Raw genomic sequence first — 24,968 nt, 5'->3', positions numbered from 1 at the left:
GGATGGACTCATGGCGGTCAGGGGAAAGGCATGGCTCGGGTTCGGAGCGGAAAGTCCGTCCCGGCATGACCGCAGCCCGAGCCGGCACGCAGAACCCGACTTCGGACCCTGGAGTCGAGATCTTCGAGTGGGCTTGAATTGACTCATCGTCAAACATGATCCATTTCGCCCTGTTTTGATCTACCGAAGATGAAGCCCTAGCTTACGAGTTCGTAAGTAAAGTTACCTAACCACAGGGGATGATCGTGCTTGGTCTGTCGGTCTTGACGGCCGTTCTCACCGGGCTGTACCCAGCGGCCGTACCGAGCGCGGCGCTCGCCGCGTCGACGGCGCCCACGGCCTCTCCCACCGCCCCCTCCGGCACGTCTGCCTCCTCCGCCGTCTACGAGGCCGAGAAGGCCACCTTGTCGCGCGCCGCGGTCGACGACAGACACGCGGGCTTCAGCGGCACGGGCTTCGTGGACTACGCCGCCGTCGTGGGGAGCTACGTGGAGTTCACCGTGACCGCCGCTTCTTCGGGCAGTGCGGACCTGGTCGTCAGATACGCCAGCGCGGCCGGGGAGGACCGCCCGCTCGACATCACGGTGAACGGCGCGGTGGCCGCGGCCCGCAGCCCGTTCGCGCCGACCGGGGCATGGGCGACCTGGCGCGAGGTGACGGTGAGGGCGACGCTCAGGGCTGGTGCGAACAAGGTGCGCCTGGCCGCGGCGACCGAGGACGGCGGCCCCAATCTCGACCGGCTCACCGTGAGGACCACTGGGGCGCCCCTGGTCACCTCGGTGACCGGGCTGAGGGCGGCGATCGCCAAGGCGGCGCCCGGCGAGCGAGTGGTGATCGCGAACGGCACCTACGCCGTGGACGGCGACATCCCGATCGAGCGGAGGTCGGGGATCACCGTGGCCGCGCAGAGCGTCGGCGGCGTCACCCTCACCGGCACCGGGACCTTCACCTTCGACCGGTCCTCACAGGTGACCGTCGAGGGCTTCGTGTTCCGCCAGCGGAGCGGGCTCACGGTTCCCGCAGGATCGACACGAATCAAGATCCGGCGCAATGTGTTCCAGCTGACCGAGACCCCTACTGACAAGATCAATTGGCTGACGGTCGAGGGCGACGACGCGGAGATCACCGGAAACGCCTTCAGGAACAAGACGACGCACGGGGTGTTCCTCCAGGTTAACGGCGCTGGATCGACCATGGCCCAGCGGGTGGCGATCCGCCGCAACCACTTCTACGACCACCGGTGGACCGGCAACGGCGGCGAGGCGATCCGGCTCGGCTACGGGGAGAAGGGCCAGGTGCCCGCGCACGCCGTGGTGGAGTACAACCTCTTCGAAAAGGCCGAGGGCGACGACGAGACGATCTCGGTCAAGTCCTCCGACAACGTCATCCGCGGCAACACCATCCTCGGCGGCAGGCGGGGCAGCCTGACGCTGCGCGCGGGCGACCGCCACACCGTCGAGGGCAACTTCATCGTCGGCGGCCCGAAGGGGGTGCGGGTCTACGGCGAGGGCCACACGATCGTCAACAACTACATCGCGGACGTCGGCGGCGACGGGATCGTCCTGGGCGCCGGATACGACGCCATCCACCAGCGGGCGGACGACACGCGCCTGCTGTTCAACACCGTGGTGAACGCCACCGGCTCGGCGATCCGGGTCCAGGGCGGAGCCAACCCCGCGAAGGACTCCCTCATCGCCGACAACGTCCTCGTCCGCCGCTCCGCGGGCGACCTGCTCAGGCTCGGCGGCGCGCAGAAGGCCACGACGAGCGGGAACATGCTGTGGGACGGCGTGGCCGGATCGGGTAAGCGCGATCCCAAGCTGGTCCGCGACACCGCCGGGACATACCGGCTCTCTGCGGGGAGCCCGGCGATCGACGCCTCGAAGGGGAGCTACCCCGAGGTAGGCGAGGACATGGACGGCCAGCGGCGCGTGTCGGTCCCCGACGTGGGCGCGGACGAGTTCCACGCGGAAGGCGGTGGGGGGCCTCTCACCCGCGCCGACGTGGGTCCCGCCTTCCACTGACGAGCCACTGACGAGGCGGGACCTTCGCCGGCGGGACGGGCCCGTCCCGCCGGCGAAGGTCCCGCCCTCCTCAGGCATGCCGGCCCTGCAGGGCGTCGCCGCCGCTCTGGCCGGCACGCTCGCCCAGCTCATATCGCCGGAGGTCGCGATGAGCGTCATGGCGGCGGCGTCCGTGACGGTCACGCTGGCTCTGACGCGCCGGACCCCGGAGCCGGTGCACACGAGCGAGCTCTAGCAGAGTTCGCGGACACTCAACCTGAGGACGAACGCGTCACCCGCGATGTGGACGCAAGGCTTTGAAGATCCCAGCAACGTGGGCTGACGGGTGCCTTGCCCCGGACCGGTGGGGCGAGTACACGACCTTGATCTGGTCCTGGGCCGAGACGGCGGGGATCGAGACGGTCTAACCCCTTGATCGACCGCGTTTGGGCTGGCACCCCAGTTGTTTGCGTCGCGCGACCGTCCCCGTCTTCCGCCTCCCAGGTCGGCAAGCACAGCGACACGAACGCCCGTTGAACGCCGAACCATGGAATGGTGAGGAAACGTTCAGACGTTACCTATGTCTGAGCTGCATAGATAGCGGAACGTATGCATAAGCTTTCGACGTCTTGGGGTGCTTTACGTGTTCGGGGTGTTCGTCGCGGTGCTCGGGGGAGCGGTCATCTCGGTGCTGCTGCTGGTGGTGATGGTGGCATCGCTCCGGACCGAACGGCGGGGCGACCGTTCCCGGTAGGCAGGGGAACGCATGGAGCGGATCGAATACAGCTCGTGACAGTTGCCCCGCATGGTTATGTGACGGTCATGTTCAGTATCACCGTGTCACGGGCACTCACCGTTGCCGAGGTGGTTGCCACATTCGTGGAATTGATCCCGCCTGGCCTGCAGCTGGTGGTTCAGCCGGATGACGCCGACATTCCGGACAACATGGGAGACCTGTGGATACGCCTGGTGGACAACGAAGATCCGGCGTGGCCGCTTTCCCTGGATGTGCTGGGCGGGTACGACTGTGGACTTGGGCCGCACCCTGACCTCCGCGTCGCAGAGCACATGGGAGAGCGACACGGCGTCGACGTTTTGTGTGGCGTCGAGCCATCCCTCGTCGATGTCGACCCCCAAGATCCGTACTACCGGCTGGCGCTGGTCGGCGGCCGGTGGTACCTGGCCAGCACTGCCGGCGCACGGCTCATGGGACCGTACACCGTGTGTGACGCCGCCGGATTCCGGAAGGAACCGGGCGAAGAGCCCGTCAAGCTGATCCGGCAGGTCGTGGTTGACACGCGCTGAGCCGTGATCGACGGCGTCCCCTGGGTGGGTGCCGCAGACAAGGCTCTTGACCAGGGAATCACCCGTGAGAGCAAAGAGCAGACAGCATAGGGCAGTTCTGACGTGGCGCTCCAGCAGCGTCCGGGTCGCCCTCGCCGTCGTCCAGCCGGGGCAGGCGGGTGCGGGCGGCAGGATTGGAGACGCGGATCGGTGGGGTGGCCCCACCGCGCTCTGCAGGACGGCGTACAGCAGGCCGTGCAGGTTCTGGATCGTCTTGGGCGCCCGCGGACGCCGTAGCCATGTGCGGCGCTCATCCGGATGGGGAACGCCGCGGTGGAGCTCGTTCACCCACGTGGACACGGTCACCCGGTCGAACGTGTGGCTCTCGTCACGCAGGTCCAGGCCGCCGAAGGTCGGCATGATGTGGTTCTTGAGGTCGCGCTCGTAGTCGTGTCGGGTGCGTTCCTCGACGCCGGACAGGCTGGTCACGAACCGCAGGGCGTAGTCGGTGAAGAGCACGGGTTCGTCTTTGGCGGGCCGTTTCCCGGGAGAAGGCGCCCATCCGAAGCCGCGGATCCAGTTCTCGGGCCAGTGACGGTCACATGCCTCGACGGCGAGTTTGAAGGTCAGGGCCGCTGCCTTCTGTTCGAAGGTCTCGGACTGCCACTCGCCGTTCCGCGCTCCGCCGAGGCGCCAGCGGACTCGTAGCGGGTGTTGCCGGAGGAGGTCTTGCGCTTGTCGATGCTTGCCGCGACGCCAGTTTCAGCTGGTCAGAGGGCATGCCAAGGGAATCTAGAAGATCGTTTTTCTGTGGTGTGTCCACGGTGTGACCATGAAGATCAAAAGCCTGACCGGTGATCAAGGGGTCGCCTGGTCAGGCCGGCTGAAGGAGCGGAGCGGGTGACGGGAGTCGAACCCGCGCTGTCAGCTTGGGAAGTCTCTATCGCACCTGGCTGCTGACCTGGTGAAACGCTGACCTGCAGGGGAGCGCTCCGGCTGCCCGTGACTCCCCGCGAGTTCCCTTTGATCACTCTTCTAACGGGCACGCAACGGGCACGCCTGTTCGCTGTGGCTCATCGTGATCCGCTTGCCAGGCCCAGGCTGCCGGCGGAATCCTCTGAGAACCCTACGACGACCTCATCGCTGCCCACCCGAAAAGACTCAGGGCTCATCCCGTGTGGTGCCGCAGCAATGAGCCAGGCAGAGCCGGTTGGGAAGTCAAGCCGGACGGCGGTCGGACATTGCGCCGGGCCCAGGTCTCCGATTGCCTCGTCCCAAAGGATCTGCGCTCCCGCGATTGGCTGCCTGGTCCCGTCATGGTCAGCTCCACTCCCATTACGGGGTGGTGCCAGTCGCCGTAGTCCCAATCCTCAATGCGCTCGTTGTAGTCGTGGAGGCCGTAGTAGGTCGTCTTCTCGATCTGGAGCCCGATTCTTCGCCGCAGCGGACATGACGCGCGCCTTGGCTCGCTGGTCCCATGAGGTGGGCCTGTGTTCGCTCATGCTTCGGGCGTACCCCCAGTGCGGTCTTTCGGCGACCACGTCGTCCGGCTCGGCACCGCGCTTGTCCCTCATATGAGCTACACGCAATGTCCGCCACGGGGTGATTCGGGACAAGGCCCTTCACTTCTACCTTTCTCATCAGCGGCTGACAATCACGGTCAACCGCGAAGCCAGATCGCGGCACCCCAGTGGGCGACGGTCTCGTCCACTCCTGATGCAAGGAGGAACCCTCATGACATCAACGCTCCGCAGAGCCCTCACTGTGGCCGCTGCCGCTGCCGCGGCAGCGGCAGCGCTGGCCATCCCCGCAACACCCGCCTTCGCGATCGATGAAGTCCCATGCGGCCGCAGCGACTTCGCCTCGGTGAAGTACCACGAAACGCCAGGTCAGAGCCATGAAGTATGTTTCGCCAACAGCGGAGAGGCGAATTTGGACAACTGGGCCGCGAGTGAGTGGCTTCATGAAATCTGGACCGGCAACAACCGTGTCCAGTGGTACGGGGACGGTAGGTGGCAGCCTGAGGGCGGGATCAACAAGTGGACCCGCTTCACCTTCCCGAACAACCCGGGCGGGGTCAGCTTCACAAAGATCAGGATCCTCTGAACTTCCGGTGATCATCAGGGACGGCGACCCTGCCCGGTCGTCGTCCCCCCGGCCGCTGTTCACGTCTTCGTCCAGGCCTTCACCGCAGCCCAGTCCGCCACCCTGCCGCCCCTGCCTGGTCCCGGCGCCCTGGTCCGGGCCGTGCCCGGCCTGACCTGCACCCTTGTCACGGCGCTCAGCCAGGGGGGCGGTCAGAAGGCCGAGCCCGAGTCCGGTGCCGCCTGAGGTCCCGACCGTGGTGGGCGTCTGCGACGCCTCTTCGCCCTGGCCGACGCGATCGAACCTCGGTTCCGGGCGTTGGTGCTCCTGGCAACTTTCGGCAGTCTGCGGTGGGGTGAGCTGGCGGCGCTGCGACGCAGGTACATCGACCTGGAGGCGGGGACGGTGCGGGTCGTGGCCTCCACCACCGAACTCAAGGACGGATCGGTCACCATCGGGCCGCTCAAGTCCGCCGCCGGAACGCGCACGGTTGCCCTGCCCGAGGTGGTGATCTTGGAGCTTTGGAGGTCAGGAGGGATCGGGCACGGAACGGGCACGGAAGGCCGGAATGGAGCCCGGAAAGATCGAAAGCCAGGTCGGGAAGATCTCCCTGACCTGGCTTTTCGTAATGAGAGCGGGTGACGGGAATCGAACCGGACAGGTAAGAGGGTTCTCACCTGCAGGTTTGCCGTTTTCGCTGCTCGCGGCGATGGGGTTGGAGCAGGTTCTGCGGGGTTCTGCCGACTCTTGCCGGCCCGGTGTGCCCACGTGGACACACCGATGATCTTTCCGCGGACGGCCAGGTTTGCGAAGCTGAGTCAAGGCACTTCCTTCTCAGTGGCCGCGGAGCTTCTGTCCAGTAGGGGCGAGCAGGTGTGACGTGGCCGGCATGAGTGGAACGGAGGCCGCTGCCCGCGTCGTGTGCACGGCATTTCGAGTGGCTTCTTGCTCGGCGGGGGAACGTCCTGCCCGGCGGTGTGAGTCGTCGGTGAGGCGTGGGCCAAGGGCCGATCCGGCAGGCGGAGAGCGATGATCGCCCCCCGTTTCCTCCGTATCATCGGTTGTATGACCGGCGAGCTCCCAGAACCCGTCAGCCGCAACGAGCTGCGCGTCTCCCACGCCGAACGCGAGGCGGTGGTGGAGAGGCTGAGCAAGGCGGCGGCCGAAGGACGGCTCGACCTCACCGAGCTGGACGCGCGGCTCGACCGGGCGCTGACTGCCAGAACCTACGCCGATCTGACCCCTCTTACGGCGGATCTTCCCTCCGAGGTTTCCTCGGTCCCGAAAGAGCCGCTGGTCATCAAGGGAGGCCTCAGCGGCGCGACACGTGCCGGATACTGGCAGGTGCCCGCGAAGATAGTCGCCTACGGCGGCATGGGCGGTGCCAAGCTCGACTTCACCCAGGTCGACTGCCACCTGCCCGAGATCGAGCTGGAAGTGCACGGCCAGGCGGGCGGCGTCACGGTTGTCATCCCCGACGGCTGGGTCGCGGAGACCAGTGCGATGGATCCGGGCCTCGGTGGCCTGAAGGACAAGGTCACCCCGACCCGGCTTCCGGGGACACCGCTGGTCCGCGTCAGCGGCACCGGCGGCCCGGGGGGCGTGGTCGTCCGCCACTCCAACAGCTGGGAACGCCGGAAACTGAGGCGCAACCAGCAACGGTGAGCCGCGGGACCCGGCGTACTCCCTCCGCCTCCCGTGGCCTGGCGCCAAGGCGACACCCGCAGGCGCGGGGCCGACGCTTTCCCCGGGCATGAACCTGCCCCTGCGCGAGGAACACCCCGCGTGGGAATGGTCCGAGCGGTGGCAAGGAGGAGTCTCCGGAACGGCCGTCTGCCCTGCGTGTGCGGGGGTGATCCGACGGCCCAGCTGTACGAGGGCCTGCTGCGGTTGCGCATCGATCCGGCGCTCGGGGACCGGTTCTTGTCGGAGATCACCGTTCGGCGCGTCCGGCAGCGGTGCACCACGCTTCTCGGCGAGGCCGGTTCCGGTGCGTCCACATTGGCCGAGGCGTACCAGCTGCTGCGCGACATCCCGAACTCCGCCGTGGAGGACGAGCTGATCAAGAAGAATCCGCGCCGGATCAAGAGTGCCGGGTGGAGCGTCCGGAAGAGCGGCCGTGTCGGCCGTGGCGGAGGTCTTCGGGCTGGCGGCTGCCGTACCTCCATGCTGCTGCGCTCCAGGGTTCCTGGCGACGTTCGGCAGCCTATGGTGGGGTGGCCGGCGGCCCTGCGACGGTGTCATCTCGACGCTCAGACGGTCCGGATCGAGGTGACGGCGATGGCCTACCTGCATGCGGCGAAGAACAGGGACCGGGCTGTCGCCGACGTCCTCGGGGAGATCGTCAAGGAGGGGCTCAGGTCCAGGGAAAAGGAAGGGGTCAGGTCTGGGGAGGACGAGCACCTCATCGAGGGCAAGATCAACTGATCTGGCACGCGAGTGAGAAACGTCTCAGGAAACAAACAAGGCCCGGTCCGGAAATCGTCCGTGACCTGGGCCTTCATGGGTGGAGCGGGTGACGGGAATCGAACCCGCGCTGTCAGCTTGGGAATCGGCTGCTGGCGTTGGTGGCCTGAGCTGGGAAAACAGGGATGCAGGTAGACGGGGTGCGGTTCCCCGTGAGTCCCCGTGGATGACCGAGGCTCCCCGCCTGTTCTGGCACGGAGCTGGCACGCGATCAACGCCGCCGGGAGGATCTGCACGAGCAGCCAAGGTCGAGAAGTGGACGCCGAGGTAGACCTGGTATTCGTTCCCGCTACGGGTTACCATCGAGTGCATATACTATTGATGGTATGCCTCAGTGGGGGATCGACCTAGAGCCGGAGGTGGAGTCTTGGCTGGACGGACTTTCTTTTCCGCTCTACTAGCGGGTTATGCGGAACGTGGACGACTATCTCGTCACTGGCGGCATCCCTGACGGGGATCACGTGAAGAAGCTGAAGGATGCCGAAGGTGTGCACGAGCTGCGTGTTTCTCTCGACCGCACGACCTGGCGGTTGACCTTCTGGAAGCCATCCAACAAGGTGATCGTGATCCTGACGGTCTTCCGCAAGACACAGGACGGGACGCAGACCGCCGACATCGCCCGAGCGATCGCTGCTAAGAAGCGGTGTGAGGCAGAGCACGACCTAACCACCACGCACGTGTTCGAGAGGAGCGCATGATGGGTCACAGCCGTTGGGAAACCTACAAGGCGAAGCGTCTGCGCGAGATGGAAGCGGATGCGCAGCCTCACCCCGAATACGAGCAGGCAGGCCGTGACCTAGAGCTCGGAGACCAGTTGCGTGAGATCCGTAAGCGCCGAGGCTTGTCTCAGAAGGTCGTAGCGGAGCGCTCCGGGATGTCCCAACCCGCCCTGTCTCGCATCGAGGGCGGCGGCGGTATCCCGGATATAGCGACCCTGCTGCGCCTCGGTGCGGCAATGGGGGTTCGGTTCCGCGTCGAGCTCGTCGTCGACGACGACACCACTGAAATCGAGCCTCTAACGGTGCATCACCGACAGCTCGCGACCGCATGAGTTTCAGGCGGCCGCTTCGAGGCTCAGTCCGTAGGCTTCCGCTTCTCCTTCCGCGGTAGCGGTCTGAGGAGTCGTCAGCGCCAGGGGAACGCGGAAGGATCAGCTCTAGATCACATTCTTGAGCTGGGCATTCGATGTTGGAGCGGGTGACGGGAATCGAACCCGCGCTGTCAGCTTGGGAATCGGCTGCTGGTGTGGATGGTCTGAGCTGGGAGAGCAGGGATGCAGGTAGACGGGGTGCGGTTCCCCGTGAGTCCCCGTGGATGACCGGGGTTCTCCGCCTGTTCTGGCACGGATCTGGCACGAAAGCTCGATGTCGAGAAACCCGCGCCGATCTGGAGAGTAGCGATGCTGGTTGTACTGGAGTCTTTGAGCACGTGTGACGCTGCCGCAAGCAGAACGGCTTGCGTAGACTCGTGGGCATGAGCGCCGGGCATGCTTATGAGGAGCTTCATCACCTGGTGGATCGGCTGTCGCCGGACCAGGCGCGTCGGCTCCTGCGCTTGGTCAAGACAGATCCAGAACTGGCTGGGGCGGCCGATGGGGAGCCGTCTGAGCCGGTTCGGCGTCGTCGGCTGTCGATCGCTGGGCTCGGCGCGTCCGGTGAGGGTGATCTGTCGGAACGGGTCGAAGATCTGCTGGCGGAGCGGTTCAATCGCTCAGTGTGAGCGCCACACTCCTGGACACCGGTCCTTTGATCGCTGCTGTCGATCGAGACGACAAGCACCATGCCTCGTGCGTGCGGCTTCTTGAGGAGTTGGAGGGGCCGCTGCTCCTGCCGTCAACGATCTTGATTGAAGCCGGTTGGACGATCAACAGGCACATGGGTCCTGCCGTACATGCGCAGTTCCTTGATCTGGTCACTGAAGAATTCGAGCTGGTCGATCTGCTTCCCGCTGATGTGCGGCGCATGGCCGAACTCGTCCGGCTCTACAAGGACGCTCGTCTTGACCCGGCTGACGTGTCCGTGGTCGCCATCGCGGAGCGCTTGGGCATCACCCAAATCGCAACGATCGACCGACGAGACTTCAGCCTGATCCGCCCTCGGCATGTGCCAGCGTTCAGACTGCTGCCGGAGGTGCTTGCTTGAAGATGGGAGCGGGTGACGGGAATCGAACCCGCGCTGTCAGCTTGGGAAGTCTCTATCGCGCTTGGTCGCTGAGCTAGGAAGACGCTGACCTGCAGGGGAGGGGGGTGAGTGACCGTGGTTCCCCGTGAGTCTCCCTTGATCCCCCTCCTGACGGGCACGCAACGGGCACGGACGCGGGTCTGTCCTCACCGGTGGTACGGCTGAGGAGGTGATTCATAAGGGTGTGACCTCCTGGCATCGTTATTGGGATCATCGCTGGATGTGGGACTACGGGGTATCTGGTTACAGTCCGGTGTGGCTGACGGGACGTTCGGCTGTCACCGCCGCTCATGGCCGGAGGCTGGCCATGCTGGAAGGCCGGAGGCTGACCCGGGCCCTGCTGGTGTGGGATCTCGACGATGACGTGTGGTTCGCCGACGGTCTGGTTCTGCTGGACTTCGAGGGCGAGCAGGTCGAGATCGTTCACACGAAGTTCGACGAGGTCTCAATCACGTGGAACACCGTTGATCCGGCTCAGCCGGTGGACTGGGGCGAAGAGTTCCGGCTGGCATGGCGAGACGGTGTGCCCGGTGAACTGGCCGTTTTGGAGGGGCAGCGGCTGCGGGCCGTGGAGCTTCTCGAGTGGGTGGGGGAGGACATGGCCCAGGGGATGGTGGCTCTCAGCTTCGTCTTTCCGAACGGCCGGGTGACGATCTACAACGCCCTTGACGAGAATGGCCTGGAGTTCGGGCCTCCCGATCACCGGTACATACGCCAGCGGCTCGGTGCGTAGCGGGTACGGCTCATCCGGGTCGGGCTACATTAGCTGGTCAACGGCCGTCTCTATGTAATGCGGTGGTCCGGGGTTGAGGTACGAAACCCCGGACCGTCGATCGCCCCCGACCACGTACGGAGATCGGCCACCGCCGGGCGATCGTGAGGGCGGCAGTCCAACGGGCCGGGTCTGGAGCTTCTCTTCTTGGCGTGCGATCATCGGCTCATGACGTTGATCAGAAAGGGCCATGCCGCGTAGGCGCCCTTCGGAGGTTCGCGCGCGGGGATCGGTGTGCGCAACCCACAGAGCTTCGATCCATCAGGTTCCCGGTCTCGGACGTCGGCCCATGGCCGCGGTGATCGCGCTGGAGCACACTCGGATGCGGCCGGGCACGGTAGCCGGGGCGCTGCTGGCCTGGATGCAGGCGGTCGTTCCCGGCAGTGTCGACCGGATCGGTCCCGGGTGCATGTGTCCTGAGTGCTGCGGAGACGCGCCACGCCAGCGGCTCGAACAGGCGCTCACCGCCTTGCCACGCTGGGCCAGGCCGTATCTGTACGCCTTGATCCTTCCTATCGACAGGCGGTTCCTCGCCCGGACGTCGCCAGACCCGCACGCCTCACCCGAGTGGCCGTGGTGGCAGCAGCGGCGTTGAACATCAGGGATGGCTCTCAAGTAGGGAGGCGGCGGCGCGGCCCGGTGCGGTGGCCGATGGTCGAGTACGGCGCGCGAGCGGTGCGGTGGGCGGCCCGTGGTCCCGCCGCCGGCCGAGACCGGCGCCCACGCCGCACGCTCGGGCGGCGTTCGGGCGGCGGGCCGTGCGGCGGCGCGCCGCGCTGCCGCGCTTGATCCCTACAAGAACAATTCGGCAAGGCAAGCCCAGGCTCGATTGTCCTGTCTCGCTTGATGGTTGACACTCTGGCTTCGCTTGATGCTTGACACCCCCATGCAGAAACGGCGCAGCAATATAGCTGCTGGTCATGCGGACGGGACGCCTGAAGCTGGGAACGCGCCCGTGGGTGTCATCGTTGAGACAAACGTCGGTTGCCTCGCTTAGGATTCGCGATATTGATCAGGAAGGACTCATCGTCGGGATGATACGAAGGCTGATAAGGACCCGCTGGGGGGCGCTGGCGACGATAGCCGTTATCGCAGGCGGTGTCTGTGTGTACATGTCGTCGGTGTGGCGCGGCGACAGTTGGTTGTCAGGCGTTCTAGTCAATGTTGGCACGGGCCTGGTTCTCTTCCTTCCTCTACTCTTGATTGGTTGGGGCGTAGAACGGAGGCTTGATGATGTCCGTAAGCGGCAAGATGTTGCTGCGGAACGCCAGGCTCAAATAGAGGAGCGTCAGGCCGAGGTGACTTCCGATGTCGCTCGGCTAGAAGGAGAGATTACAAAAACGCAAGACGATCTGCGGCTGACCCGGGAAGAACTCTCTGACGCTGTTGTAGCGCGGCTTGCTGCTAAACGTTCAGAAGATTCTAAGATCTTCAGTGCTGTCGGAGTGGACCCTAAGCAGGAAGAGATGTTCGCTGCTATTAACCGAGCATCAAAATTGGGAATAGTGGCTCCCGTTGGTCCTCGCGTCTATGTTCCAGGAGGGGATGTTTATGTTCGTTTCGCTACAGATCAAGAAGAGTATGGCGCAGGGGTGATTGTTTTATTTGTTGAGACGCCTTCAGGTGAGTCGAAGGAGGAGCTGGGGTGGTACCCAGGTGAGAGTGCCACGGATCTACTCGTAAGCCTTGGTGAACTTCTTCAGTCCATTGGTCGGTATCCGGGAGACAAGTCCTTTGGTTCTTTAAGACTATTTTCTGACCTACATGACCTGCTTGATATCGGCCATCAGTGGTCGATCAATGGAAAGGTTGCGCTTCACGAGCTCGCGCCTCTCGTTCAGTTTTGCCCTCCTCAATGGGTGGTAACGATGAGCGGTATCACGAGTCTCGATCCGGCTGGGTATACTATTCCTGTTTCTCGATTTGATGAGGACTGGGAGAGTCATATGGGTGGCAAGCCCTGGGTGGATCAGGACTCGCTCCAGGAAGCTCTTGCTGCAGGAAGGGCGTTGTTTCACGCTTATCGCTTGGCGTCGCACCCCCGTTCTCCATGGGACAGCGAAGTGCCCTTCTGAAGGGATGTAATGAGTCTGGCTGTCTAGTCCAGCGCCTAGCTGCTTTGTATGCAGAGGATCACTCGATATCTTGGGATGCATCCTGCATGGAATGGCTGAATATAAAGTCTCTAGGATGCGGTTTTATGTTTCTGTGATTTCTCTAGCTGGAGTGGCTTAATCAAGAAGGTCGGGGCGGTGGGCGGCGAGTGCTCGGCGGGCAGTTATATGACGCTCATGAAACTCATCGGCAAGGGCTTCACGCCGGTAGCGCTGGTATAGAACTCGGTCAAGGTCTCCAGCTCGGTGGACGAGGTCGGTGAGGGATCGGCGGTCGATGTCGAAGGCGGCCATGCCTTGTTCCACTGCTGCGTCGAGGTCGCCGCGGCGGGCGTGGATGATGCCGAGGTCGATGTGGGCGTCGGCTACCCGCATTGGGGCGTTGGAGGTGCCGTCGGGGCGGGTGTGCATCTGGATGGTTTCCAGGGCGTGTTCCTCGGCGCGGTCGTTGTCTTCGAGCCAGGTGTAGGCGGTGGCGGCGTAGAAGACCCACTTGGCGTGGTCGAACACGAAGTGGTGGTCCGGGTTGGTGGGCAGTGGGAGTTTGGCCAGGATGTCGGCTCCGCGGGTGAGAGCCTTGTCTGCGTCGCGGCGGTTGCCGATGCGGGCCAGGCCGCGGGCTTCCTGCAAGGTCAGTTGGACCATGGCGCTGGAGTGGCCGGCTACGGCCTGGCCGGTGCGGGCGGCGATGACGACGTCTTCGTAGCGGCCCTCGACCAGGGCGAACCAGGCGCTCATCTCGTAGGCCCAGGCCATGAGTTCGCCGTGGCCGACCTGGCGGCCCATCTCATAGGCGGTACGGCGGGCGGTCTCGGCCTCCTCCCGCTCGCCCAGGTCGTAGTGGACGCATCCGAGCAGCGCGGTCAGCCAGCCAGTGATGACCAGGAGTTCGCGGTGCTGGTCGAGCGTGATGCGTCCAGCGAGGAGGCCGTTGATCTGGGCGAGGCGTTTCTGGGTGCGGTCGCGCAGGGTGGCGGCGGGGACTACGGGGTAGGCGCGGCACAGTAGGTCGACGGCCTCGGCGAGGGCTTCCAGGGTTCCGGTTCCGACATCGGAGGCTTGGAGTTGCTGGGCCAGCTCCATCGTGCCGTACAGGTCGGCCTCGGCGCGGAGGGCGTCCACGGGCATCACGGTCGCCTCGACGAGACGGTTCTGACCGCGCCGGTTCGGGCGGAATCCCAGATCTTCCGGTTGCAGGCCGGTCCGCTGGGTGAGGGCCAGCCGGTAGGCAGCATGTGGCCAGGAAACCTCTCCAGCCTCCCAGCGGCGGATACGTTCCTCATCGCACACCAGGCGTTCGGCGATGCCGATCGAGGTGGCGTTGATCTGCTCGGCCATTTCAGCGCGGGTCAGCAGGTGCTCGTTACGCCACGCCCTGAGCTGAACGTTGGGGATGTAGTCGGGCATCTGGGGCCTTCCTCCCGGCTGGGGGCTCAAGAGGGGGGAATGAAGGGGGGCCTTTCAGGGGTCCTGCTGTCTCCGGTTTGCCGGTGGACTTGTCATCAAGCAACCACGGTACGTCAGCCCGCCTTCCGCCGCAGGGAGCGTGGATCGAAATCGAGGAGATGGCGACGGTGACCCGGCCAGACGAGTCCAGCGAAGAAATGCCCTGCCCCTTTTGCCGGGGGCGGGGGACCAAGCTGCGCAGCTCGCGCCGTGCCCTCCTCATCGGCGAGAGCGGCAGTGATCAAGAGACGTACGGAGAACAGGAATGTCTCGACTGCCTCGGAAGCGGCCGGGGCGAAGGGAGCGTGACGTGAACCCACCTCCTCAGGCCGCCGCCGTCCCCCCACAAGTCGGTCCTCACGAAGAGCCACAAGAACAGAGTGAAGCCGTCCTCCTCACCCTGCTGCAGGACGCACTGCTGCGTCGCGGGGTGCGAGCCGAGCTGCGCGACAACGTCACCGCGCTGATGATCCCCCGTCCCGACGTGGGGATGCCGGTGTGGGTGTTCGTCGGATACGGCGGTGCCTACTTTTCCTGGCAGTCCGCCGAAAGGCGCCATTCGGTGAACGATCTGGATGGCGCGGCACAGGTCTTGGCCGATTACGTCGGCCGATAGACGGGCGCGGCGGGGCAGGGTCCCCTGGGTCTGGAGGGGGCCGGGGAGCGTTACCCCTGTCCCGTCGCGCCTCTCACCGTCCCGGCAGACAGCAGAGCGGACGCATGCAGCCCGCCCCCGGTAACCGCATGCCCTTTCCCCCGCTCCTGTCTGCCGGGATCGTTCTTTTCTCTGGTCTCGCCCTCCTCGAACGCGTGACAGGGGAGGAAAGCCAAGTTACGCTCTAGCTTGGTAAAACAACCTGTTGGGTGATGGACGGTCGTTATGTCGCTAGAGTCCGTACCGCCGAAGTACGCGCAACTTGTCCAGGCGCTACAGCGGCGCATCGAGTCGGGGGACTACCCTCCGGGCTCCATGCTGCCCAGCGAGAACCAGCTCATCAACGAGTTCGGCGTCTCCCGGCCCACCGTGGTCGCCGCTCTGCGAGTCCTGCGGGAACAAGGGTGGATCGAGTCCCAGCAGGGCAAGGGGCGGTTCGTGCGCGGTCGTCCGGCGGTGGCCTCGGTCGAACGGCCTCGGCCGGGGCAGGCGTATCTGACCGCTCCGGAGAGCGCGTCTTCCGGTGAGGTGGTCGAAGCCGCGGCCGTGGCCGTACCCAACCGGGTCGCGACCTTGCTCGGCCTGGCTCCGAAGAGCAAGGCGTTCCTGCGGCGACGTCTGGTCAGCCGGGAGGGGAGGCCGGCCGAGGTCGTCTCGGTGTGGGTGCCACTTGAGCTGTCCGAGGGCAGCGACCTGACGAGCGCGGACTCGCTTCCCCAGGGGCTGCGGGAACATCTCCAGGCCCGTAAGGGGGTGCGGTTCGATCACGTCGTGGAGCAGATCACCGCGCGGATGCCCACGGCCGACGAGGCCAAGCAGCTCGGCATGCCGAAGAACACGCCACTGCTGGCGGTCTACGGGGCGGTTCGGGACGCCTCGGGCCAGGCGCTGGCGGTGGCGGAAGTGCTGCTCCCGGCCGATCGCCACGAGCTGGAGGACGCCTATCCGATCGGATAGCAGAGTCTCACCACGCGAGCCCGCTTAGGTACTTGACCTACCAAGCGGGCTTTCTTATCCTCGAAGCACATGACAGGTTAAGTGCCTGTCAGACGACAGAGGAGTGCTGTCATGGCTCTGCAAGGCCTCATCCCCGTCAGCTTCGACCAGGTCTTCCCGCACGGCTGCTACGTCGTCGGCGACGTCGAACCCGTCAAGGACTTCGACGCCTCCACCAACGGCCGCTTCGTCCAGTCCCGCGACAAGACCACCGGAGACCCCATCTGGCAGGTCGCCGTCATGGACGCCGACCCCACCGTCAAGGCCGGACAGAAGACCGTGGCGGTCAAGATCCTGTCCACCGTCCAGCCGGTTCCCCCGGCCCCGCTGCCCGACTCGCCGTTCACGCCGGTCGAGTTCGACAACGTCACCGTGACCCCGTACGTCAACGGCGCTGGACGCCTCGCCTACTCGATCAAGGTCCGCGCGATGCGCGCTCCCCGTACCGGCTCCGCCCCTGTCTCCACCAAGAAGAACACCGCTACCGAAAAGGACGCCGCCTGATGGCACGTAGAAGAACACACCGCATCAGCACCATCACCCTGAACACGGGTCGTGGGGCTCGCGCGACCAACCACCCCTACCCGGCCCGGACCCCGATCCTGGCTCTCGACTTCGGAGCCCTCTCGGTCCTGGTCACTACCTCGGCCGGCGACCTGGTCACCGCCTCCGACGTCGACTTCGCCCGCGAGCTCGCCAGTGAGGCTCACCGATTCGCCCGCTCGGTCGAGCGCTCCTTCCACGGTCTCGCCAACGGCAGGGGAGTCGCGGCATGAGCGACTACCAGCCGTACAGCTACGTCACTGCGTCGATCCATGAGGGAAACACCCGGCTCAGTGTCTCCTTCCACACCGCCGACCTTTCGGTCATGGCGCTGAACGTCCACGGCATCCGGCCCTACCTGTGCTTCGGCAGCACTGAGGGTGAGTTGTCGATCTCCACCACCGGAGGCGGGCCGGTCACCGCTGCTGACCTGGCCTTGGCTCGGGAGATCGCGGACGCCGCCACGCGCTACCGGGACGAGTGCGAGCGCTTGCACGCCAACCGGTCACCCGACCCCGACCAGGCCGACGAGAACGCGGCCTGACATGAGGTGGGGCCGCTGGAACTGGTCCTTCCGGCGGCCCCCTTTCTCCCTGACGCGAATCAAGAGAGGGCTCAAGCCTATGTTCAAAAAACTGCCCGGCGACGAGGCACAACGCCTTGTCTCCACCACGCCCGACACCGCCGTTGTCTTCCGTCCGGCCGTCGTCCGTACTCCGGCGCTGCTCACCCTGCTCGTCTTCATCTGGCGTACGGTCGCCGGACTGGGACGGCTGCTGTGGCGGCACCCGATCGCCTCGGCCGTCGTCGCCGTTCCCGGCGTGATCTGGACCCTGTACGGCTGGCCGTACGGCCTCGGTGTCGTCGCCCTGCTGGTCGCAGTCCCGGCCGTCTGGGGGTTGGTCGATCGGGGCTCGTTCCGGCGTCTGGTGGGCTGGCGGCTGCTGGCTTTCTGGCGGCTGGTGTGGGTCTACCGGCGGCACTGGCAGCCGGTGATGGTCGTCTCTGGTCTGGCCCGTCACCTCGACGGCCGCGACTGTCTGCCCCGGCTGGTCAAGGTCACCTGCACCTCGTGGGCCGACCTGGTCGAGGTCCGGATGCTCACCGGGCAGGCCGTCACCGACTGGGCCGACCGTACCGAGCATCTGGCGCACGGGTTCGGGGCCGCGTCCTGCCGGGTGACGGTCACTCGCGCGGGGCGTCTGCTGCTGACCTTCCCGCGCAGTGATCCACTGGCGGTGCCGATGTCCGCCGTACCGATCTCGGCCGCCGCGTCGGTCGGGCCGGTGGAGATCGGCCGGTGTGAGGACGGCACCCCGTGGCGGCTCAGAGTCCACGGCACTCATGTCCTGGTCGCCGGGGCCACCGGTTCCGGCAAGGGGTCGATCATCTGGTCGACCGTTCGAGGGCTGCTGCCCGCCGTACAGGCTGGGCTGGTCGAGGTCTGGGCGCTGGACCCCAAGCTCATGGAGCTGTCCTTCGGGCGCGACCTGTTCGGCGACCGGTACGCCGCTGAGCCGGCCGCCTGCGCCGAGCTGCTGGAAGCGGCCGTGAAGGTCATGCAGGAGCGGGCGGGCCGCTTCGCCGGGGTCCGCCGCAACCACATCCCTACCGCGGACGACCCGTTCGTCCTGGTCGTGGTCGACGAGGTGGCGTTCCTGACCGCCTACCAGCCGGACAAGGGGCTCAGACTGCGGATCTCCGCCGCACTGGCGACGCTCACCACGCAGGGCCGCGCGGTCGGGGTCGGGGTGCTGGCCGCTCTCCAGGACCCGCGCAAGGACGTGCTCAGCATCCGCAACCTGTTCCCCGACAAGATCGCGCTCCGGCTGGACGAGTCCGAGCAGGTGGACATGGTCCTCGGCGACGGCGCGCGGGATCGGGGCGCGCTGGCCGACCTGATCTCGCCTCGACCGGAGCAGGGGGCGGGCGTCGCCTACGTGCGGTTGGAGACCTCGCCGGATCCGATCCGGGTTCGCGCGGCCTATGTCTCCGATGACGACATCCGCGACATGGTCGCCGTGTTCGGCGCGGACACGCTGCCCCTACCGGAGGTGGCCTGATGAAAATCGTCATCCACGGCACCGCCGACGAGATCGACGCCCTTCCCTTCCGGCGGCTGCGCACCTTCGACGGCTCCGACCTCGCCGAAGTGGTCGTGACCGTCGACCTGAACACCGCCCGACTGCGTAAGGACCCCCACGGTGACGCCTACCGCCTCCACGCCGACGTGCTCGACAGGAAGGAGACCGCGTGATCGACACCACCCATCCGTCCACCCCCACGGCTCCACCCAACGGGGCCGACCGCACGCTTCCCCGCGTCGTCCGCGACACGCTGCCGCTGGCTCTGGACGTGGCGGTGGAGGTCGCCAAGCTCAACGGCGTCTGCATCCGCCCGATAGAGCTGCGCCGCTTCGACACTCACACCGGCAGGAGCGAGACGTTCGACGTTCCGTGCGGGGCGACCAGCGAGGTCAAGTGTCCGCCGTGCGCCACGCGGAACAAGCAACTGCGCATGGCCCAATGCCGAGAGGGCTGGCACCTGGAGGCCGAGCCGGTCGCCGAGCCGCACCCCAGCACGGACGACCAGCGGTGGCTGATCGAGTTCCGGGCCGACGTGCAGGCCAAGCGTGATCAGGCCGAACGTGAGGGTGAGGACACCGCCGACTGGGACGAGGTCATCGCGGGCATCGACGCGGAGATCAACGCCGCTGGCATGCGGGGCAACGTCCTGGGCGGCCGGGCCGCGCCTCGGCGTTCTCGTTCCACTCGGCGTCGGCAGGATGCGCCGGATCTGCCTCGGCGGGCACGGCAGAACACCACCCTCGGCCGGACCTTCGCGGCTCCGGATGGGAAGGTGTATCGGCCGTCGCTGTTCGTCACACTCACCCTGCCGTCCTACGGCAAGATCCGGTCCGGTCAGGGTGTGCCGGTTGATCCCTCCACCTATGACTATGCCCGCGCTGCTCGGGATGCCCTGCACTTCTCCAAGCTGGTCGACCGGTTCGTGCAGAACTTGAGGCGGGTGGCGGGCTATGACGTGCAGTACTTCGCCACTGTGGAGCCGCAGAAGAGGTTCGCGCCTCATCTCCACATGGCGATCCGCGGGACTCTGCCACGCGCGGAGATCAAGGCCATCGCAGCAGCCACGTATCACCAGCTGTGGTGGCCTGCTGTGGACAAGGTCCGCTTCGAGGGCGATCACCTGCCGGTCTGGATGGAGCGGAACGAGTTGTCTCCCGATGGGCAGGCCGGCGACTACCTCGACCCGGCCACGGGGGAACTGCTGCCCACCTGGGAGGAGGCACTCGACCGGCTCGACCAGCACGAGGAGGCCGCGCCCCTGCACGTGGTGCGCTTCGGGGCTCAGGTCGACGTTCAGGGTGTCATCGCGGGCTCGCCGGATGCCCACAAGCGCATCGGCTACCTGACCAAGTACCTCACCAAGAGCCTCGGTGACACCCTCGATCCCGACGAGCCCGGCGACCGGGCACGCCGTGACCACGCCGCCCGTCTGGTCGAGGCGCTGCGTTACGAACCCTGCTCGCCTGCCTGCGCGAACTGGCTCCGGTACGGCGTGCAGCCCAAGGGGGCCAAGGCGGGCATGGTCCCAGGCCGGTGCCGGTCCAAGGCGCACAAGGCCGAACACCTCGGCTACGCGGGCCGCCGTGTCCTGGTCTCCCGCAAGTGGTCGAACAAGACGCTGCGGGAGCACAAGCAGGACCGCCGGGCTTGGGTGCTCGACATGCTCGGGCTGCCCGACGAGACCGAGACCGATCCGAACCGCTATATCTGGCGGCCGGTCTCCTCCTCCGACCCGGCCCGGACTCCGCTGGCCGTACGGCTGTTGCGTGGTGTGGCCAACCGGCAACGGACCCGCGCCCGGCTGGACGAACTCCGAGCCAGAGCGGAAGGCAGACCCCTCCCAGATCTTTCGGCAACTTCAGAGATGGGAGTGGCGGCATGATCAGGAAAACCATGCGAGAGTCCGTCTCGCCCCTCCCGGACTGGGCGCAAGGCAAGCTGCTGACCGTCGAGGAGGCGGCCGAGCGGTTGAACACCACGGTCCGTTTCCCCCGCCGCCTGATCGAAGAGCGGCGGATCGCCTTCGTCCATGTCGGGCGCAACGTTCGGATCCCCGAGGCCGCCCTGGAGGCGTTCGTCGCGGCTGGGCTCGTCGAACCGATCACCACCACACGACGCAGGAGGGCCGCGTGATGGCCAGGACCGCACTCGACACTCCCGAGGAAGAGCCCCGGCGTACGGCCAAGAGCAAACCGACCAAGAGACGCTTCGGCCGTGTTCGGCAACTGCCCTCGGGCCGGTTCCAGGCTCGCTACAAGGGGCCGGACGACATCGACAGGGCGGCTCCGGAGACCTTCGCGACCAAGCGCGATGCCGAGGTGTGGCTGACCAAGAAGGAAGCGGAGATCCTCGCCGAGGACTGGAGCAACCCGGACCTCGGGAAGGTGTCGTTCAAGGAGTACGGCTCCGACTGGGTGAACGAGCGCCCTGGCCTGCGACCCAAGACAATGCAGCTCTATGAGGGGTTGTTCCGCCTCCACCTGGTGCTGACGTTCGGCAACTGCACCGTCGGTGAGATCAAGGCCGCTCACGTGCGCAAATGGCGCAAGGCGCTCCTGGACGGGGGAGTCGGGCCGGTGACCGTGGCCAAGGCGTATCGGCTGCTCAAGGCGATCATGAACACGGCGGTGGAAGACAAGATGATCAAGTCCAACCCATGCCAGATCAGGGGCGGCGGCAAGGAGGAGTCCCCCGAACGGCCGACGCTGACCGTGAGGCAGGTCTTCGCCTTGGCCGACGCGATCGAGCCTCGGTTTCGGGCGCTGGTGCTCCTGGCCACTTTCGGCAGTCTGCGCTGGGGTGAGCTGGCGGCGCTGCGACGCAGGTACATCGATCTGAAGGCGGGGACGGTGCGGATCGTGGCCTCCACCACCGAACTCAAGGACGGATCGGTGACCATTGGGCCGCCCAAGTCGGCGGCAGGCACGCGCACGGTGGCACTGCCCGAGGTAGTGGTCTCGGAGCTTCGCGTCTACCTGGGCACTTACGTTGGAGATGGTGATGAGGCCTTTGTCTTCCTCGGGGCGAAGGGGGCCATGCTGCGGAGGTCGACCTTCACTCGGCCGTGGGCCAAGGCGCTCAAGGAGGCGGGCCTGACCGGAGTCCACTTCCATGATTTGCGTCACACGGGAAACACCTTCGCCTCCCAGTCCGGTGCCACGCTCCGGGAGCTGATGAACCGTATGGGCCACTCGACCACGCGGGCCGCGCTGATCTACCTGCACACCGAGGGGGACCGGGATCGGAAGATCGCCGATGGCATGGGCAGGCTCGCCCAGGAGGCTCTCGGCAAGGGAGGTCAGGAGGGATCGGGCACGTAACGGGCACGGAAGGTCGGAATGGAGCCCGGAAAGATCGAAAGCCAGGTTGGGAAGATGTCCCTGACCTGGCTTTTCATAGTGAGAGCGGGTGACGGGAATCGAACCCGCGCTGTCAGCTTGGGAAGCTGATGTTCTGCCATTGAACTACACCCGCAGCGGTGAACCGCGTCCCCTACTGTAGCGGAAACTTCGACGACTCTGGTCGTTCGCGGGTCGGGTTTCCGGACCTTCTGGGAGTCAGGACGTTGGTAGGTTGCCTCACGTGCTGCTTTCCGATCGTGACATCCTTACCGAGATCGAGTCCGGCAGGGTCAGGCTTGACCCCTTCCAGCCGGAGATGGTCCAGCCGTCCAGCATCGACGTACGGCTGGACCGTTATTTCAGGGTCTTCGAGAACCACCGGTACCCGCACATCGATCCGGCCGTCGAGCAGTCCGATCTCACGCGGTTGGTCGAGCCGGAGGGGGATGAGCCGTTCATCCTGCATCCCGGGGAGTTCGTCCTGGCCAGCACCTATGAGGTCATCACGCTTCCGGACGACATCGCCTCCCGTCTGGAGGGGAAGAGCTCACTGGGCAGGCTGGGCCTGCTCACGCATTCCACCGCCGGGTTCATCGATCCGGGGTTCAGCGGGCATGTCACGCTGGAGTTGTCCAATGTCGCGACGTTGCCGATCAAGCTCTGGCCCGGGATGAAGATCGGTCAGCTGTGTATGTTCCGGCTCAGTTCGCCTGCCGAGCATCCCTATGGCTCGGAGAAGTACGGCTCGCGCTACCAGGGCCAGCGGGGGCCGACGCCGAGTCGTTCGTACCTGAACTTTCACCGGACGCCGATCTGAGGGGCCGGAATACCTGGAGTCACCGGGGGGCGGGGCGGGGTCGTGCGGGTGTGATGAGAGGCGGGGGGAGCGGTGACGGAAATCACCGTGGTGGATTCCCCGGCGCTTCGCGGTCGTTCTTGGAGCGGGGCGCCTCGGGGGGTTCCTTACGCCGCTCTCGAGACGGGTTCTCCCGGTGACGCCTCGGTGTCGGGTGGGAGGGAAGCCGAGGTCAGAGGCCTGTGGGAGTTACGGCCGAGGCTGGTGGGGCACAGGAGGCGGGAGCCGGAAGGGCGAGGATAACGCGCCGATCACTGTCGAGGTGAGGGGCTCCATAGACGGCTAGTTTCGGCGTAACATGGGCCAAAACCAGCATAACGGTCATCGAAAAGATGCACCCAAGGCTCCCTCAACCCGGGTGTCGCCAGGTATACGTCGGGTAGCGACAACTGGAAGAGTAGGCGTCTAGCGGGTGAAGTTCGCATTTCCGCTGGTAACCCGTACCCTTCTCTGCGGACCATCCCCGCACATCTGGAGAACGACGTGCGCCTGCGTCTCACGCCTAGTGAGGACAGCTACTACGACTTGTTCGCCGACTCGGCGAACAACCTCGTCACAGCGTCCCGTCTGCTGGTAGAGATCATCAGTGACGGTTCGGACAGGGAAGCCCTGGCCGAGAAGATGCGCGCTTGTGAGCACGCCGGTGACGAGCGTACTCACGCGATCATGAACCGGCTCAACGAGAGCTTCATCACGCCCTTCGACCGCGAGGACATCTACCGTCTCGCGTCGAACCTCGACGACGTGATGGACTACATGGAGGCCGCCGCCGATCTCATCGTGCTCTACCAGATCGACCACCTCCCCAAGGAGGTCGTCCGCCAGGTCGAGGTTCTGGAACGTGCCGCCGAGCTGACCGCCGAGGCCATGCCCCGCCTGCGTTCGATGCGGAACCTGAACGAGTACTGGATCGAGATCAACCGGCTGGAGAACCAGGCCGACCAGGTCTACCGCCGCCTTCTGGCCAAGCTGTTCGGCGGCGATTACGACGCGTTGACCGTCCTGAAGATGAAGGAGGTCATCGACCAGCTCGAGATGGCCGCCGACGCCTTCGAGCACGTGGCCAACACGATCGAGTCGATCGCGGTCAAGGAAAGCTAAGTGGATCTCACGCTCGCACTCGTCATCGGCGTGGTGGTCGTGGCGTTGGCGTTCGACTACACCAACGGCTTCCACGACGCCGCCAACGCGATCGCGACCTCGGTCTCGACGCGCGCGCTGACGCCGAGGGCAGCCCTGTTCATGGCCGCTGCCATGAACTTCCTGGGCGCCCACCTCGGCACGCAGGTGGCGGCGACTGTCGGCAAAGGCATCATCGACGCCCCACAGGGCTCCCACGGGTTGGTGATCGTGGGGTCGGCCCTGGTCGGCGCGATCGTCTGGAACCTCGTCACCTGGTACTTCGGACTGCCGTCCTCGAGCAGCCACGCCCTCATCGGCGGGCTGGTCGGCTCGGCGCTGGCCTCGTCGAGCCTCGTCCACTGGGACGGCGTCGTGGACAAGGTCGTCATCCCGATGATCCTGTCGCCGGTGATCGGCTTCTTCCTGGCGGCGATCATCATGATCGCCATCCTATGGGGTTTCCGCCGGTCCCAGCCCGCGAAGACCAACCGGGGCTTCCGGCACGCGCAGACGATCTCCGCCGCGGCCATGGCCCTCGGCCACGGTCTGCAGGACGCGCAGAAGACCATGGGTGTGATCTTCCTGGCGCTGGTGGTCGGAGGGTTCCAGCAGGAGGGGGATCCGATCCCGCAGTGGGTCATCCTCTCCGCCGCGACGGCCATCTCGCTGGGCACCTACGCCGGTGGCTGGCGGATCATGCGGACGCTCGGCCGCCGGATCATCGCGCTCACCCCTCCCCAGGGGTTCGCGGCCGAGTCGGCCGCGGCGGCTGTGCTCTACGTCGCGGCCATCGGCTTCGGCGCCCCCGTCTCGACCACCCACACGATCACCAGTGCGATCATGGGCGTCGGCGCGACCAAGCGCCTGTCGGCCGTGCGCTGGGGCGTGGCGGGCAACATCGTGACCGCCTGGATCCTCACGATCCCGGCAGCCGCGCTGGTCGCCGCGCTCTGCTACTTCGCGCTGCACTGGATGGTCGAGTGAACGCGTCACCTTGAACGCGATGTGAACGCCGGTC

The 24,968-nt window shown here is 65.9% G+C and carries 27 protein-coding genes and 1 tRNA gene; 25 read left to right on the top strand and 3 right to left on the bottom strand.

Annotated elements, in window-relative coordinates; genetic code table 11:
* Positions 1-239 precede the first annotated feature (239 nt).
* Entirely contained in the window at positions 240-2,024 is a 1,785-nt protein-coding gene (locus PKF00_RS18890; RefSeq protein WP_271218874.1) for a chondroitinase-B domain-containing protein, read from the top strand.
* A 76-nt stretch (positions 2,025-2,100) separates the two neighbouring features.
* Positions 2,101-2,259 (top strand): hypothetical protein, encoded by a 159-nt coding sequence (locus PKF00_RS18885; protein ID WP_271218873.1) that lies wholly within the window; start codon positions 2,101-2,103, stop codon positions 2,257-2,259.
* A 584-nt stretch (positions 2,260-2,843) separates the two neighbouring features.
* Here PKF00_RS18885 and PKF00_RS18880 read toward each other — a convergent pair.
* Positions 2,844-3,806 carry a hypothetical protein gene (locus tag PKF00_RS18880; protein WP_271218872.1) on the bottom strand — a complete coding sequence of 321 codons (963 nt, stop codon included), beginning with the start codon at positions 3,804-3,806 and terminating at the stop codon, positions 2,844-2,846.
* A 1,215-nt stretch (positions 3,807-5,021) separates the two neighbouring features.
* On the opposite strand from PKF00_RS18880, the gene PKF00_RS18875 reads away from it, so the two are divergent.
* The 10 genes from PKF00_RS18875 to PKF00_RS18830 all read left to right on the top strand — a co-directional run bounded on the left by PKF00_RS18875 (position 5,022) and on the right by PKF00_RS18830 (position 12,865).
* Positions 5,022-5,393, top strand: a complete 372-nt coding sequence (locus PKF00_RS18875) for a hypothetical protein (RefSeq protein ID WP_271218871.1) — start codon at positions 5,022-5,024, stop codon at positions 5,391-5,393.
* Positions 5,394-6,437: 1,044 nt separating this feature from the next.
* Positions 6,438-7,037, top strand: a complete 600-nt coding sequence (locus tag PKF00_RS18870) for a DUF1707 SHOCT-like domain-containing protein (RefSeq protein ID WP_271218870.1) — start codon at positions 6,438-6,440, stop codon at positions 7,035-7,037.
* Between the two features lie 138 nt (positions 7,038-7,175).
* Positions 7,176-7,799, top strand: a complete 624-nt coding sequence (locus PKF00_RS18865) for a hypothetical protein (RefSeq protein WP_271218869.1) — start codon at positions 7,176-7,178, stop codon at positions 7,797-7,799.
* 455 nt (positions 7,800-8,254) lie between these two features.
* Positions 8,255-8,536: a type II toxin-antitoxin system RelE/ParE family toxin gene (locus tag PKF00_RS18860; RefSeq protein WP_271218868.1), complete on the top strand. Its 282-nt coding sequence runs from the start codon at positions 8,255-8,257 to the stop codon at positions 8,534-8,536.
* The gene (locus PKF00_RS18855; protein ID WP_271218867.1) at positions 8,533-8,889 is read left to right on the top strand and encodes a helix-turn-helix domain-containing protein; all 357 of its coding nucleotides are present in this window, start codon (positions 8,533-8,535) and stop codon (positions 8,887-8,889) included. Before PKF00_RS18860 ends, PKF00_RS18855 begins: the two co-directional genes overlap by 4 nt.
* Before the next feature lie 422 nt (positions 8,890-9,311).
* Positions 9,312-9,557 carry a hypothetical protein gene (locus PKF00_RS18850; protein WP_271218866.1) on the top strand — a complete coding sequence of 82 codons (246 nt, stop codon included), beginning with the start codon at positions 9,312-9,314 and terminating at the stop codon, positions 9,555-9,557.
* Positions 9,554-9,979 carry a type II toxin-antitoxin system VapC family toxin gene (locus PKF00_RS18845; protein ID WP_271218865.1) on the top strand — a complete coding sequence of 142 codons (426 nt, stop codon included), beginning with the start codon at positions 9,554-9,556 and terminating at the stop codon, positions 9,977-9,979. Before PKF00_RS18850 ends, PKF00_RS18845 begins: the two co-directional genes overlap by 4 nt.
* 259 nt (positions 9,980-10,238) lie before the next feature.
* On the top strand, positions 10,239-10,751 hold the full coding sequence (locus PKF00_RS18840; RefSeq protein ID WP_271218864.1) for a hypothetical protein: 513 nt from the start codon (positions 10,239-10,241) through the stop codon (positions 10,749-10,751).
* 328 nt (positions 10,752-11,079) lie between these two features.
* Positions 11,080-11,385, top strand: coding sequence for a hypothetical protein (locus tag PKF00_RS18835; RefSeq protein ID WP_271218863.1), 306 nt, complete (start codon positions 11,080-11,082; stop codon positions 11,383-11,385).
* 325 nt (positions 11,386-11,710) lie between these two features.
* Positions 11,711-12,865, top strand: a complete 1,155-nt coding sequence (locus tag PKF00_RS18830) for a sensor histidine kinase (protein WP_271218862.1) — start codon at positions 11,711-11,713, stop codon at positions 12,863-12,865.
* Positions 12,866-13,021: 156 nt separating this feature from the next.
* Here the strand turns inward: PKF00_RS18830 and PKF00_RS18825 are convergent, their stop codons facing one another.
* On the bottom strand, positions 13,022-14,311 hold the full coding sequence (locus tag PKF00_RS18825) for an NsdA family TPR-like regulatory protein (protein ID WP_271218861.1): 1,290 nt from the start codon (positions 14,309-14,311) through the stop codon (positions 13,022-13,024).
* A gap of 349 nt (positions 14,312-14,660) precedes the next feature.
* Between PKF00_RS18825 and PKF00_RS18820 the strand changes: the two genes are divergently transcribed.
* The 10 genes from PKF00_RS18820 to PKF00_RS18775 all read left to right on the top strand — a co-directional run bounded on the left by PKF00_RS18820 (position 14,661) and on the right by PKF00_RS18775 (position 21,951).
* The gene (locus PKF00_RS18820; protein WP_271218860.1) at positions 14,661-14,966 is read left to right on the top strand and encodes a hypothetical protein; all 306 of its coding nucleotides are present in this window, start codon (positions 14,661-14,663) and stop codon (positions 14,964-14,966) included.
* A gap of 264 nt (positions 14,967-15,230) precedes the next feature.
* The gene (locus tag PKF00_RS18815; RefSeq protein WP_271218859.1) at positions 15,231-15,962 is read left to right on the top strand and encodes a GntR family transcriptional regulator; all 732 of its coding nucleotides are present in this window, start codon (positions 15,231-15,233) and stop codon (positions 15,960-15,962) included.
* Between the two features lie 111 nt (positions 15,963-16,073).
* Positions 16,074-16,505 (top strand): plasmid replication, integration and excision activator, encoded by a 432-nt coding sequence (locus PKF00_RS18810; protein WP_271218858.1) that lies wholly within the window; start codon positions 16,074-16,076, stop codon positions 16,503-16,505.
* A complete protein-coding gene (locus PKF00_RS18805; RefSeq protein ID WP_271218857.1) occupies positions 16,505-16,777 on the top strand; it encodes a hypothetical protein in 273 nt (90 codons plus the stop codon). The genes PKF00_RS18810 and PKF00_RS18805 overlap by 1 nt, the downstream gene beginning before the upstream one ends.
* A complete protein-coding gene (locus PKF00_RS18800; protein WP_271218856.1) occupies positions 16,774-17,088 on the top strand; it encodes a hypothetical protein in 315 nt (104 codons plus the stop codon). Before PKF00_RS18805 ends, PKF00_RS18800 begins: the two co-directional genes overlap by 4 nt.
* 79 nt (positions 17,089-17,167) lie before the next feature.
* A complete protein-coding gene (locus tag PKF00_RS18795) occupies positions 17,168-18,607 on the top strand; it encodes an FtsK/SpoIIIE domain-containing protein (protein WP_271218855.1) in 1,440 nt (479 codons plus the stop codon).
* Positions 18,607-18,801 (top strand): hypothetical protein, encoded by a 195-nt coding sequence (locus PKF00_RS18790; RefSeq protein ID WP_271218854.1) that lies wholly within the window; start codon positions 18,607-18,609, stop codon positions 18,799-18,801. The genes PKF00_RS18795 and PKF00_RS18790 overlap by 1 nt, the downstream gene beginning before the upstream one ends.
* Positions 18,798-20,513: a replication initiator gene (locus tag PKF00_RS18785; RefSeq protein WP_344930431.1), complete on the top strand. Its 1,716-nt coding sequence runs from the start codon at positions 18,798-18,800 to the stop codon at positions 20,511-20,513. The genes PKF00_RS18790 and PKF00_RS18785 overlap by 4 nt, the downstream gene beginning before the upstream one ends.
* Positions 20,510-20,764: an excisionase family DNA-binding protein gene (locus tag PKF00_RS18780; protein WP_271218853.1), complete on the top strand. Its 255-nt coding sequence runs from the start codon at positions 20,510-20,512 to the stop codon at positions 20,762-20,764. The genes PKF00_RS18785 and PKF00_RS18780 overlap by 4 nt, the downstream gene beginning before the upstream one ends.
* Positions 20,764-21,951, top strand: coding sequence for a tyrosine-type recombinase/integrase (locus PKF00_RS18775; protein WP_271218852.1), 1,188 nt, complete (start codon positions 20,764-20,766; stop codon positions 21,949-21,951). Before PKF00_RS18780 ends, PKF00_RS18775 begins: the two co-directional genes overlap by 1 nt.
* Before the next feature lie 83 nt (positions 21,952-22,034).
* On the opposite strand, the gene PKF00_RS18770 is transcribed toward PKF00_RS18775, so the two are convergent.
* Positions 22,035-22,105, bottom strand: a tRNA-Gly gene (locus PKF00_RS18770).
* A 108-nt stretch (positions 22,106-22,213) separates the two neighbouring features.
* Here PKF00_RS18770 and dcd point away from each other — a divergent pair.
* The 3 genes from dcd to PKF00_RS18755 all read left to right on the top strand — a co-directional run bounded on the left by dcd (position 22,214) and on the right by PKF00_RS18755 (position 24,934).
* Positions 22,214-22,789 (top strand): dCTP deaminase, encoded by a 576-nt coding sequence (gene dcd, locus PKF00_RS18765; protein ID WP_271218851.1) that lies wholly within the window; start codon positions 22,214-22,216, stop codon positions 22,787-22,789.
* A gap of 522 nt (positions 22,790-23,311) precedes the next feature.
* Entirely contained in the window at positions 23,312-23,929 is a 618-nt protein-coding gene (locus PKF00_RS18760; protein WP_271218850.1) for a DUF47 domain-containing protein, read from the top strand.
* Positions 23,930-24,934 (top strand): inorganic phosphate transporter, encoded by a 1,005-nt coding sequence (locus PKF00_RS18755; protein ID WP_271218849.1) that lies wholly within the window; start codon positions 23,930-23,932, stop codon positions 24,932-24,934.
* The last annotated feature ends 34 nt before the right edge of the window (positions 24,935-24,968 follow it).

Origin of the sequence: Streptosporangium carneum (genome assembly GCF_027922005.1) — a bacterium.
Taxonomy (GTDB): Bacteria; Actinomycetota; Actinomycetes; order Streptosporangiales; family Streptosporangiaceae; genus Streptosporangium; species Streptosporangium carneum.
The sequence above is the reverse complement of the archived record's forward strand: the minus strand, read 5'-3'. Positions and strand labels throughout refer to the sequence as shown.